General features: G+C 41.8%; 15 protein-coding genes. 3 read left to right on the forward strand and 12 right to left on the reverse strand.

Annotated elements, in window-relative coordinates; genetic code table 11:
• Window positions 1–377 (reverse strand): YggS family pyridoxal phosphate-dependent enzyme (locus T357_RS0116255; protein WP_031554895.1); only part of this gene is annotated, 377 nt, incomplete at its 3' end.
• Between the two features lie 215 nt (window positions 378–592).
• On the opposite strand from T357_RS0116255, the gene gloA2 reads away from it, so the two are divergent.
• Entirely contained in the window at window positions 593–970 is a 378-nt protein-coding gene (gene gloA2 / locus T357_RS0116260; RefSeq protein ID WP_031550515.1) for an SMU1112c/YaeR family gloxylase I-like metalloprotein, read from the forward strand.
• Window positions 971–1,002: 32 nt separating this feature from the next.
• Complete coding sequence (locus T357_RS0116265; RefSeq protein ID WP_031554897.1) at window positions 1,003–1,248, forward strand: DUF1653 domain-containing protein; 246 nt, start codon at window positions 1,003–1,005, stop codon at window positions 1,246–1,248.
• A gap of 202 nt (window positions 1,249–1,450) precedes the next feature.
• On the opposite strand, the gene T357_RS0116270 is transcribed toward T357_RS0116265, so the two are convergent.
• The 11 genes from T357_RS0116270 to T357_RS0116325 all read right to left on the reverse strand — a co-directional run bounded on the left by T357_RS0116270 (window position 1,451) and on the right by T357_RS0116325 (window position 11,683).
• Window positions 1,451–2,287 (reverse strand): PTS system mannose/fructose/sorbose family transporter subunit IID, encoded by an 837-nt coding sequence (locus T357_RS0116270; RefSeq protein WP_031554899.1) that lies wholly within the window; start codon window positions 2,285–2,287, stop codon window positions 1,451–1,453.
• Between the two features lies 1 nt (window position 2,288).
• Window positions 2,289–3,146: a PTS mannose/fructose/sorbose/N-acetylgalactosamine transporter subunit IIC gene (locus tag T357_RS0116275; RefSeq protein WP_031554901.1), complete on the reverse strand. Its 858-nt coding sequence runs from the start codon at window positions 3,144–3,146 to the stop codon at window positions 2,289–2,291.
• 23 nt (window positions 3,147–3,169) lie between these two features.
• Complete coding sequence (locus tag T357_RS0116280) at window positions 3,170–3,667, reverse strand: PTS sugar transporter subunit IIB (protein WP_031554903.1); 498 nt, start codon at window positions 3,665–3,667, stop codon at window positions 3,170–3,172.
• 16 nt (window positions 3,668–3,683) lie between these two features.
• On the reverse strand, window positions 3,684–4,112 hold the full coding sequence (locus tag T357_RS0116285; protein WP_031554904.1) for a PTS sugar transporter subunit IIA: 429 nt from the start codon (window positions 4,110–4,112) through the stop codon (window positions 3,684–3,686).
• Window positions 4,113–4,379: 267 nt separating this feature from the next.
• Window positions 4,380–5,690 (reverse strand): extracellular solute-binding protein, encoded by a 1,311-nt coding sequence (locus tag T357_RS0116290; protein ID WP_044917233.1) that lies wholly within the window; start codon window positions 5,688–5,690, stop codon window positions 4,380–4,382.
• Window positions 5,691–5,695: 5 nt separating this feature from the next.
• On the reverse strand, window positions 5,696–6,370 hold the full coding sequence (locus tag T357_RS0116295) for a response regulator transcription factor (RefSeq protein WP_031554908.1): 675 nt from the start codon (window positions 6,368–6,370) through the stop codon (window positions 5,696–5,698).
• Window positions 6,371–6,376: 6 nt separating this feature from the next.
• Window positions 6,377–7,729, reverse strand: coding sequence for a sensor histidine kinase (locus tag T357_RS19480; protein WP_049962519.1), 1,353 nt, complete (start codon window positions 7,727–7,729; stop codon window positions 6,377–6,379).
• A 1-nt stretch (window position 7,730) separates the two neighbouring features.
• On the reverse strand, window positions 7,731–8,744 hold the full coding sequence (locus T357_RS0116305; protein WP_049962520.1) for a sugar ABC transporter substrate-binding protein: 1,014 nt from the start codon (window positions 8,742–8,744) through the stop codon (window positions 7,731–7,733).
• Between the two features lie 191 nt (window positions 8,745–8,935).
• Window positions 8,936–9,184 carry a hypothetical protein gene (locus T357_RS19485; RefSeq protein ID WP_044917234.1) on the reverse strand — a complete coding sequence of 83 codons (249 nt, stop codon included), beginning with the start codon at window positions 9,182–9,184 and terminating at the stop codon, window positions 8,936–8,938.
• A gap of 117 nt (window positions 9,185–9,301) precedes the next feature.
• Window positions 9,302–10,861: a Y-family DNA polymerase gene (locus T357_RS0116320; protein WP_031554913.1), complete on the reverse strand. Its 1,560-nt coding sequence runs from the start codon at window positions 10,859–10,861 to the stop codon at window positions 9,302–9,304.
• Window positions 10,862–11,053: 192 nt separating this feature from the next.
• Complete coding sequence (locus tag T357_RS0116325; RefSeq protein WP_031554914.1) at window positions 11,054–11,683, reverse strand: methylated-DNA--[protein]-cysteine S-methyltransferase; 630 nt, start codon at window positions 11,681–11,683, stop codon at window positions 11,054–11,056.
• Window positions 11,684–11,912: 229 nt separating this feature from the next.
• Between T357_RS0116325 and T357_RS0116330 the strand changes: the two genes are divergently transcribed.
• Entirely contained in the window at window positions 11,913–12,455 is a 543-nt protein-coding gene (locus tag T357_RS0116330) for a hypothetical protein (RefSeq protein WP_031554915.1), read from the forward strand.
• The last annotated feature ends 52 nt before the right edge of the window (window positions 12,456–12,507 follow it).

The following is a 12,507-nucleotide window of genomic DNA, read 5'->3' on the forward strand; positions in this document are numbered from 1 at the left end:
ACCACATCCTTCTTTGCTGCTTCTTTCTCAATCTGTTCAGCAAGGGCTATGGAATCAACGGAATGGATAAGAGCTGTATTCCCGATAAGGTACTTAACCTTATTCTTCTGAAGGTGTCCTATCATATGCCATCTTACGTTAGACATATCAGTTATATTCTCAGCATCTTCTATCTTATCCATCATCTCCTGGACATAGTTCTCACCAAACTCTTTAGCACCGGCATTCCTTGCTTCAAGGATATCTGAGAAAGGCTTTGTCTTACTTACTGCAACAAGGGTCACTTCCGAAGGATTACGTCCTGCTCTCCCACATGCAGCCTTTATCTTTTCCTCTACACTCTTTAGGTTTGACTCAATAGAAATCTCATCACACATTACTAACATCTCCTTCCGAATCACTTGTGAGTCAGTGTATCGCTTATCTGATCATTATAAAATAGTCAAATTTGAAATAAATCATATGATCAGATTGATTGAATTAACATTGGTTTCTGATTCTGGAAATACCAAAGAAAAGTCTTTTAATTCGCTGTTTCTGTAAATTCCTCTTTGGTATAATTATCTAAAATACGATAAGGGAGAAGTAGAGCATGAACTTAAACCACATCCATCATATAGCCGTGATTTGTTCCGACAAAGATATCGCATTGGATTTTTATCACAATAAGCTTGGTTTTAAGATTATCAGGGAAAACTATAGACCGGAACGTGATGATTGGAAGATTGATCTTGAACTCGGAGACTGCGAGCTTGAGCTATTTATAATGAAGGATCATCCGCTCCGTTCTTCACCGGAATCTTACGGATTAAGGCATCTTGCTTTCCGTGTAGATTGCGTGGATGATACAGTTGCAGAATTGGAAGCTATGGGGATCACTTGCGAACCTATACGACTGGATTCTTTCACAGGAAAGAAAATGACTTTTTTCCACGATCCAGACGGACTTCCTTTAGAAATACATGAGTAACTGTCAGACTGAAAATATGTGGAGGTGAAACTTTGCAAGAATTAGTATTACACAGAGTATACAAGCACTTTAAGGGCGATTATTATCTTGTAGAAGATATTGCCCGAGATTCAGAAACTCAACAAGAAATGGTTGTATACCGCAAACTCTATGATGATGGTTCTCTTTGGGTAAGGTCCAAGGAGATGTTTTTATCCGAAGTGGATCATGAAAAGTATCCAGAGGTAAACCAAAAATACAGATTTGAGCTTCAAAATATACCCGGTAAAATGCACTGAGTGTCTGTTTCTCTGCGCTAATTACAAGGTTCAATAAATATAAAATGAAAGATAAAAAGCTTATACATACGGTTATAGATCGATCTGAAAGCATGGTTCAAAAAAATACTCCTATTTCCGTACAGACAGGAAATAGGAGTATTTCTTAATATTGGATAATTATGGATTATTATTTATTCTGATAGGTTTGTATCCTTTGCTCTTAATATGAAAGACCCGGATTGAAGAATCCAAGTACAACACCTACGAATGCTACAACTACAAGGAGAAGCATTACCTTGATAGGGCTGAAACGCTTCCTTGCCATAAGCCACCAGCAGAAGATAACTACTATTGCGGTGAGGATGCCCGGGAACACTCCGTCAAGCTTCTCCTGAAGAACCATGTAAGCTTCGCCGCTTGCATTAACAAGATGAAAACTGGTCTTGACACTTACCCATGTGGCACTTACCGCACCAATAACGATACCGCCGAGTGTTGTTACTGCCTCACGGATAGCCATACCGATATCTCCTACCAGGTACTCAACGGCTTTTGTTCCCATATGATAACCCTTGTTATAGATGTACTTCATTCCGAAGTAAGCAAAAAGGTTCCAGACAATCATGTAGAAAATAGCCCCCATCGGTGAGCCGCCGCCTGACATACCCATGGCGATGCCGAGAAGGATAGGTATCACAGTACCTACTACAAGTGAATCACCGATACCGGCGATAGGTCCCATGAGACCTGCACGAAGACCATTGATAGTCTCGGAATCTACTTCTTTGTTTCCGTTAGCTCTTGCCTCCTCAAGTCCGGCAGTAACACCGACTATGATAGCGCCGAGCTGAGGCTCTGTATTGAAGAAAGCCCGATAGGTTTCCATAGCCTCTGCCTTCTTGTCCTCATCATCATAAAGCTCATCTACTATAGGAAGCATGGAGCAGAGATAACCAAAGGTCTGCATGTGCTCCTGAGAGAAACAGGTCAGGTTTCCGTAGTACCAGTTATGAAAAGCTTTTGATAATGTTTTTTTCGATATTTTCTTCTCAGCCATTTTAAATGTCCTCCTCGTCATCGTCCCAATTGTTGTTTGCTGCGCCTGCCGCTGCAGGAGCTGCCTTTTTAAGCTGAAGCATCTTAAGGTTGTAGATAACAATTGCAAACATTGCTGCAACAACTGTTGCACTTACAAGATTAAGGCCCATAGAAGCTGCCAGTGTAAATCCGAAAAGATAAGGTACGAAATCAAGTACAGATCTTACTATCTGCTTTAAAAGTATTGCGATTCCGACACAAGGAAGGAGTGCACCAACTGTGAAAAGTGTCTTCATGGGAATTCCGTCCATCGGAAGAGATGTCTTGATGAGGTTTACAACAGGCTCACCGAGGAGACACATAACTACTGTAGGGATAAGCGAAAATGTGATGTGTGAGATCCATGGAAGAACCATGTCTACAAGGTAAAGCTTATGATACTCTCTGTTATCTACCCACTTCCAGCCCATGTGCTGCCAGATAAGGTTCATAGTAGCTGTTCCGTAAAAAAGAACTGTTCCGATAGTACCCACCATGGTTCCGAATGATGTTGCAAGAGCGATACCTTCAGCTGAATCTGCAGCAAGTCCGTAGCTCTTTAATGCAAGCATTGCAAGTGGTATACCGATATAGGATACTGCACGAACATCAGCAGAAACGGTTCCGCCCGGAGTTACAAGTGCGATATAAACAACCTGCATCGCACATCCTACGAGAATACCTGTCGGGATATCTCCCAAAACGATACCGCAGATAAGTCCGCCAACCAGAGGACGTCCCAGTGTGTAGTTACCGATAGATGTACCGCCAAGTCCCGGCATACTTGAAAGAGATGCAAACAAACCGAGAATTATAGCCTGAATAACACTTATGTTCATGATTAATCTCCTTAGTTTATCAATTAGTTAAAGCCAAACTGACCTCTGAATTTGTTCCAGTTACCGATAGATGTTTCTTTCAGAAGTGCGAACTCTACTTCATAGCCTTTGTTCCTGATATCCTCAAGAGCCTGTGCCTCTTCCTGAGTGATTGACTGATTGTTTCCAAGCTTTACAGCTCCGGGTCTATCGTTGCAAGGTCCAACGATGACAGTCTTGACATCACCTGGTACAAATCCGGAATCTACAAGTATCTTCTTCATATCGATCGGATTCTTGGTGATAACGAAGTAACGTGTATCTGACTCGATTACCTTCCTGCTCTTTGCGATAAACTCATCTACACCCCATACAAAGGTCTTCTTGTCTGAAGCACTCTTGTAAGCAGCCTTTAAAACAGAGTTTGCTGCTGCCGCATCATTAACTGCGATAAGTCCGTCACAAGGGTACTCAAGTGACCATCTTGTCACTGTCTGTCCGTGGATCATTCTGTCGTCGATTCGTAAAAATGTTACTGCCATATCTTCCTCCTATTAATTAAAGTTCTTCTTCCTCATCCTCTGCTTCGATCCTGAATTCATGCAATTGATCTCTTGCACCATCCAAAGCATCGGTCAGAACTTCATCAGTCTCTGCATCGTCTTTGCCTATCACCGTTGTGATAACAAGTGGGAGATTCATACCTCCAAACATCCTTGTTCTTCCGAGAAGTCCAAGCTCAGAGATAACATTGGCTGCATTGGTAAGTGGTGATCCACCTATCAGATCGCCAAAAAGGATGATCTCATCATCTTCTTTAACTACCTTGAGCATCTCTTTTACATTCTCACAAAACTCATCTGCACCCATGCCGTCCTTAAGGCTTGTTGCCAGCAGATCTTCTCTGTCTTCTCCGGCAAGCATGCAGGCTGCGGTTCTCAGTCCCGGAGCAAATTCACCGTGACTGACCAGCACAACATATTTCATACATATACCTCCCTTCTGAGAACTCAGCTCATTTACACATTCCTCTATAAACGTAGTTTTTATCGTTTATCGGAATCACTCTCTGTTTGATCACACTGATACTATAACGATTTCAGAACATTAAATCAGGTAACAAGCGTCACTGAATCGATCAGAAAATTGTACTTCGAAAGATATGACATTTGTCATTTTTATCCCACTAAAAAAGCTCTCTGCAACAGGTGCAGAGAACTTCTACTTTATAAAATGACAGGTGTATATGATTTTCTAACTCAACTTCTTAATGTAATTGTTTATCCTTCGATTCCAGATGATCTGTTCCATCCGGATATTGGATTTATCTCCCAGTATGGAGTCAACCGCAGTGGTCACCTCCGTCGCAATCTCTTCGTAATCCGGAAACCGGTTTTCATTTTCTGCTCTTTCCATGACATAAGTAATGACATCCCTATTCAGAACAACACCATAATGATCAAAAACATACTCAGCAAGCTCAGGATCCTCCGTAACCGATTTAAGGGGTGACAATCCCTCGGAATAATCATATATCTCTTTCTGAACCGCTTCTTCAGAAGTAAGAGTCTTCATAAACTGCCAGGCTTCTTTTTTGTAGTGGGAATCTGATGACATGGCAACCGTGAGCGTATCCAGTCTCGAGACATTATCACCATCCATCCCTGCAGGCATAGAAGTATAGCCCCACTCAAAATCAGAATAGTTCTGATAGCTTAAGTCATTCTGAACACTTGCTCTGTAGGTTGCAAATGACATCGGCTCGAAGGCAACCACTCCTTTATAGAAATCACTTGCGGAAGTGACTTTGCCTTTCGGAAGCTTGGTTAACCGTTCAAGAAAAAGCAGCGATTCATAGATATCGTCACCGGTAAAGTCACAGGCAGTTCCCTTGTCATTGAAAAGTTTTACCTTATTTGCCGCAAATGCATCCTGCCATCCATAGTCTATGACTCCGTACTGTCCTCCGGCATTCGTATCCGAAATCCCAGTCATCTCACACGCCTCGTAAAACTCATCCCAGGTCCAGTTCTCATCCGGAACAGGTATACTGTTATCCCGAAGCAGTGTCTTGTTCATGATCATAAGCACAGGCGAGCATTCAAATGGAAGGGCATACTGTATATTCCTGTATCGTCCGCCCTTAAGAGTTTTTTCATAGAATAAGTCCAAAGAAAACCCTATGTCATGCTTTATGAACCCATCAAGATTCTGCATCACGCCAATATCCGCAAAACTCTGGAAAATATCGGATGGAACCAGAAAGACATCCGGCATCCTGCCCTCTGCCTTTTTTTCTGAGAGCCACTCCTGATATTGTCCCAGGGTAATTCCGCTCACATACTGTACTTTGACTCCCGGATTTTCCTTTTCAAATAAATCGATGGCATCATCCAGTATCTTATAGGAATTTCCATTCTGCAGACTCCAGTAACTTCCCGCAAAGGCTCCAACAGTTAAAACTTTTTCCTCACCGGTGGTTACCGGCAGAAATCCGTGTACTGTGAGGATAGCTAAAAGAACCAAAACCCCACTAAGCAGTAATCTGTATCTTCTCTTCACCATGATCCTCACAAATTATCTATATTTTTATTGACAGTTCCGGTCTGAACCGCCCATATGGCAAGCTGCGTTCTGTCTCTTAGATTCAACTTGCTGAGTACAGTACTGAGAGTATTCCTTACCGTTCCCTCAGAGAGATCGAGCTTTGCTGCAATTTCCTTATTGGACAGACCTCTTCCCACAAGTACAACTATTTTCCATTCATTATCACGCAGATCCTTCACCAGCTCATCATCGACTTCGCTGGCAATGTTGGATTTCGCCATCTTTGAAAAGAGATTTACAACTTTGGAAGTCACTGCTTCATTGATTATGGCTGTACCGTTATACACCTTCCTAATGGCATCCGATAGTTCCGTAACAGAGATACCCTTCAGAAGATAACCGCTGGCTCCGTACTTAAGTGCATCGAATACATATTTATCATCATCAAATGTTGTAAGTATGATGATCTTAATGTCAGGATACTGTTCTTTGATGATCTGCGTACAGACTACTCCGTCCATACCCGGCATTCTGATATCCATAAGAATGATGTCCGGTTTTTCATTTCTAACCGAACGTATAACCTCTCTTCCATCACTGACAGCATCCGTAACCTGAAAATCCGGTGTATTTTTAAGTATGATTATGAGACTCTGTCTCAGTAACTCCTGATCATCAGCAATCAAAATCTTAATCATATCTGCTTAATCCTCTTTTTCTTCAACACTATTGCCCCATCTTATCGGGATCGAAGCCTCAATAGTAAATCCATGTGAACCATCATACTTAAGGCTTCCGTTCAAGAGACTCAGCCTTTCCTGCATATGATGGAGGCCGAACCCCTTATACACTTTGCCGCAACCTATTCCGTTATCCTTTATTTTTATATTGAGAAAACCATCTTCCCGACCGATGTCAATGTCTATCACGTCAGCCTTGCCGTGACGGATCGCATTTGTCACACTTTCCTGTACTATCCTGTAAATAGCATCCTCCTCATACTGGCTGAAATCGAGAAGTGGTGTGGTACAGTTGTAATTTATCGTTATACCTGTAGATCTCATGGTCTCATCTATTATCTTAAGAAGTGCATCCTCCAGCTTTAGCCTCTCAAGTGCATCAGGTCTTAATGCCTTCACCGATTGTCTGACATCTGTGATTCCCTGTCTCGCAACTTCTTCTATGGCCTTAAGCTGATCCTTTGTAGCATCCGGTGCGATATCCATAAGCATTATACAGGCTTCTATACCTGTTACTATTCCCGTCAGGGCATGTCCCAGAGTATCATGTATTTCCTGTGCAAAACGGTTTCTTTCCCGTGTTTCGGCAGCACTCACCAGTTCTTCGGTATACTCCTCCAACTGTTTGTTTGCTTCAGCAAGCTTTTTGTTGGCGATAGATAACTCTCTGTAAAGCGCCGCGATCCTTTCTTTCTCACTCATCTGTTCCAGGATGAGGAACACCATATATAAGATGAAGATGAATACATCTATGAGAAACATGATATTGACAGCACCGGAGAAAACCGCTGCAACATCTGACCGATAGTAGGTCCATATCTGATTTACGGAAACAGGACTGATATATCTTGAAAGAACATTTCCGTTGAGAACCAGATCAACACAGGAAAGCAGAATGATATACATGATCTTTTTACCCCAGTCAATTCTGTTTCTGACGATATCTGCCAGTATCAAAAGTACCATTACCGTATAGGAAAGCCCCGTGTAGTAAAAAATACCTGCCCCGATCATTATCTCCAGCCATAGCTTCACTATAAGTTCGATATGATTGGTACACTCTATAGACAGCAGGAATAGCAGACTTATGTAAAGAATCCCCGCAACAACAGGTATTTTCCAGTAAACTATGGTTGCGTGACACTTTGTGATAAGATGGAATGCATTTCCCTCCAGGATAAACCCGTGCATTGCATGAGCTGTTACCAGAGTGAAGAACATTATCACAAGGCAGTTAAACAGCTGCATCAAATAAAAAAGCTGTGCCGTAACCCCCGTGATCTCATATTGATTTTTATTTGTTGATCTTTCTTCCATCTTACTGCCACCTGTCTATGGTAAATGAACCTACATTTGTTCTGGTGACCACCTGAACCGGAACTACAACCTCACTCGGGACGGTTTCACCATTAAGAAGTGCATACAGCGAGTCAGCTGCCTCCATACCTATGCGAGTTGGAAACTGGGCTGCAGAGGCCTGCATCTTGCCTTCATTGATGAGAGCCTTGGCATCAGGTGAAGCATCGACACCATAAAGCTCAACCCGGTCAAGCATACCATATTTTTCGAGAGCACTTGCTGCCCCAAGTGCCGCAAAATCATTCAGACAGAACACAACATCAAATTCTTTACCGGACTGTATAAATTTCTCAAGCCCCGGAAGCGCTATTTCATACTGCCCTTCACAAGGTATCTCACCTACAAGATATGTTTTTTTATTTTGACTGACAGCATCCAGAAATCCCTGCACTCGCTGTCTACCCGACATAGCCTCATTGTGTGTCATCACTAAAACCCTTGAGCCCTCCGGGTGATTGGAACAGTAGTACTGCCCTATAGACTTTCCAGCATTATAATTATCAGACTTTATGGTCACGTCCGAAAGTTCGGGATCCTCCAGTTCTGTATCAACTACAATGATTTTTACACCCATAGCCTTTGCTTTTTTTATGACATCTATAAGAGCTGACGAATCCACGGGAGTAACAACAAGTGCATCTATCCCCATATCAAGCATCTCTTCTATCTGTGATATCTGCCGTTCCACACTAAGCGCGGGATCTCTGAGAACTATATTGTCACCCTGAGCTTCGACCCTGTGGTTTATCTGTTCATTTACTATCCCATAGAACTCATTGTTCATAGTCATATAAGTGACACCGATAAGGCGGGCATTTTCTTTCTGACCGGCAGAAAAATCCGGTTTAACACATATATATCCTATGATCAGTATGACACTGATAGCCACCATAAAAACTTCTATGATACGGATTATATGTATATAATGTCTTGATGAATCACTTTCATCGGTGCTTTTTTTGTTATAAAACATACTCTTTCCTTCCGCAAAACAGTATTGTTATAAAAGATCATGCATTTGTTAAGAATTTATCGAATCGATTTATTATATCATATAGAATTGGAAACACATCAAGTGTTTCCAATTCGTACTTGGCCCGTCCCATTGGTTCACCTGCTGAATTGTTAAAGATATCATTATAGTGTGTTTTCACCTTATGTTCATTATTGATATAACTTTTCTTCCTCCTGCCGCGCTGCTTTTCTGATGGCATCATCATATCCCGTCAATGCTGCAAAGGGAGCAAACTGAGCCGCTCTGTTATATATAGACATGGGTTTATGTTTATCTGAAACATGATGCGGCATATCGATGATATCCCCGTACTTTGCCATGACATCATCATGTTTTCCGTACATCTCTTCCTGTGTTATGCCATGCACATTGTGCCATTCCGGTTTTTCACTGTTCATACTGATCTCCTAAAGTAATACTGTAACTCAGTCCCCGTTGAACTGTCAAAGCAAGCCTTGACGGGAATGCTGTCTCTAAAACCTCAAAAAATATGCATTGAAATTCAAAACAAACAACTATGCTTTATGACCTCCTATCTGCTCATTCCTTCCCTTCATGGTTGCACCTTCCTGAAGATTCATGCCTTTTAGAACAGCATTCTTGCCGAATTTCTGTTTTAAAGCCAGTGCTGCTTCCTGAAGTTTTTTCTCCTTTTTACGCTCTATCGCTGCCTTTTCTCTTTCCCTTTCAAGCTTCTCATAATCAGTAAAAAGGTCCATCTGTTCCCAGGTTCCGACCTGATCTCCAAACCTTACGGATGTGTCTGCTTCCTTTTCCTCCTTTACCATTGTGGCAGTTATATTGAAACGCCTCACCAAAAGCACCGGATTTATGATCTCATCATAGAGTTTTGCAGCCGCTTCGGTGATAAGTTTTGTTGAGGCAGTCCACTCAGAAAGATTTATGGTACCGTGAGCATGTTTAGGAACTCTTCGGCCCAGATGATCGATCGTCACCGGACCTTTATATTTTTTTCTGATTTCCGGATCTGACAGATTCTCAATGTCATAGCCCACAGTGATCACAAGCTGCTTCGTCACCAGATGCTTACTGACAAGATCAAGAGACAACTGGTCAGCCATCTCCTTCAGAACAAGTCTGCTCTTTTCACAGTTATACGGGCAATGCAGCACCTGTCCTGAACTGATGCTGTTTGTCTCAGGTTTATAGCTTTTCACATCCTTCATCCCACACGGCTCATAGCCCCAGGCATGATCGATCAAAAGTTCAGCATTGATGCCAAATGTTTTGTACAGAAGTTCTTCATCATCGATGGAGCATCTGGCGATATCCCCCATGGTATAGAGTCCCATAGCCTCCAGTTTTCTGGCATAGCCAACACCTACTCTCCAGAAATCCGTAAGCGGACGGTGATTCCACAGAATCCTCCTATAGCTCATCTCATCAATGTTTGCGATACGTACTCCGTCCTTGTTGGGCGGGACATGCTTCGCAACTATATCCATGGCTATCTTTGCAAGATACATGTTGGTTCCGATTCCTGCAGTTGCGGTTATCTGTGTTTCAGTGTAGACATCCCGTATCATGTCCATGGCCATGATCTCTGCGATGCGGCGTGGCTCCGGTTCAGTAATTCCATGAGTGGACGCATAGTTTTTGAGATATTCTGTAGCATCGATGAAAACCTCATCTATAGAATAAACATGTATGTCCTCCGAAGATGCATATCTCATGTAAATGTTGTAAATCTGAGTACTGTACTCGATGTATCTGGCCATCTGCGGCTTTGCGGCAATGTAGGAAAGCTTCAGTGTGGGATCTGCCGAAAGCTTCCTTGCATCATCGGATTCACCTGAAAAATCATGACCTTTAAGCTTTCTTTTACGTTCCGCATTGATCTCATTAACCCTCTCAACGACCTGGAAAAGTCTGGCTCTTCCTGAGATCCCATATGCCTTAAGAGATGGCGAAACCGCAAGACATATGGTCTTTTCGGTTCTGTTGACATCAGCCACCACAAGATTCGTCGTGAGAGGATCACGATCTCTCATATGACACTCCACGGAAGCATAGAACGACTTAAGATCTATACATATATAACATCTGTTTTTCATTGTATTACTCAATTCCACTACCTGTAACTTTCCAGCTTATCTGCCTTCAGGATCATAAACTGCTTCAGGATATCCATCAGCAGAAATGATTTTCAAATGTAACCATCATCTTACCTGTTTTTATATTGACTGATTTCATCACATAACCTGTTTCCTGCAGATGTCACAATAGTTCCGTATTCCTTGTAAAAACTATCTTATATTAACCGCATATTTTGCCAGATCGACTTTGCCATCAATAACTTCTATCCCATCTGCTTCCAGGAGTTCCTTCTGAGCCCATGCCCCACCAAAAGCATATTCACCGGCCAGCTCACCTTTTGAGTTTACAACTCTGTAGCATGGAATGTTCTCAAAATCCGGATTCTTGTGTAAAGCATTTCCTACTGCCCGGCACATCTTTGGATTCCCTGCCATGGCGGCTACCTGTGCGTAAGTTGCCACTTTTCCCTTTGGAATCCTTTTGACAGCCTCATATATACGTTTGGTTGGACTTTCTGTCACTAGTTCATAGCTTTCTGCTATCATTCTTTTGATTTCTTCGTCAGGGATAGAACCATCCAAAATCACAGTAATCCAATGATCTTTGTTTTGATGATATGCCGGTACTACAGACTTATAAACACTTCTCCAGAAATCGCGCCATTCAGGGTCACACTTCAGATTAAGACAAATATGTCCATCCTTTTCATATGTCCACAAAAATGCCTTCTTACTTGGATTAACTCTGATCAGCTGCCAATTTGAATCGTGAAAAGGAGCTTCCTGATACGTAGATTCAAATGTCAGACCAAATGCTAATGCCTCTTCCCTGGTTTTCATACAGTATCCTCCTAACTTGCTTTACCTTCTTTTTCTTCTCCGGAAATTCTTCGCACATGTTTTCTCATATTTCGCCTCAATTTGTTTAATATATTTATTCTACCTGTTTCAACAAAAAAACAAAGCACTTCAATGCGAGCTTCACGTTCCTACAGATTCAGGATTGTCAGAGTCCGGTTACATGTGATAATCTAACCACATTATAATTGGAAACAGAGGTTACTAATTAATGGAGCTGATTATTTTTTACGCTGTTGCACTTATGTTCGGAGCGGTGGGCGGACTTTTCTTCTATTATCCCTTTCAACAGGGTTACGATACAAAAGAAAAGATTTTATATATTTCTATCGGTACATTTTTTGCAGCTTTGTCTTTTTCAATGTTTACAAAGAATGTGGTACTTGGTGGAACTCTTCTGACACTTCTGATGGGTGGAGCCACTTTAGGATACGGAGTATACGAATCCTACTCCATCATCACGCATCATATTAAAACCGAGGGTAAGCTTGTAAACATTGATAAACACCACTCTTCGAAAGGGAGCGTTTACTATTCTTTGAATTTTAAACTTGAAGGAGATCGTGAAACCTACACAGTTGACCATATTTCTTTTACTAAAAAGTATGTAATTGGAAACACCTACAATATTTTCATTTCAAATCATGATCATGCAGCCTATATACACCGTATAGGACCGTTTTTTCTAAGCATACTATGTATTATTATGGGCATAATCTGGTTTCAGCTGATACCAGAGCTTCTTTGCAAGTAAATGTAACAGATAAGACGGGGTATAGATAATATCGGAACCCGAAGTTCACTGA

This window comes from Oribacterium sp. FC2011, from assembly GCF_000701645.1.
GTDB lineage: Bacteria > Bacillota > Clostridia > Lachnospirales > Lachnospiraceae > Oribacterium.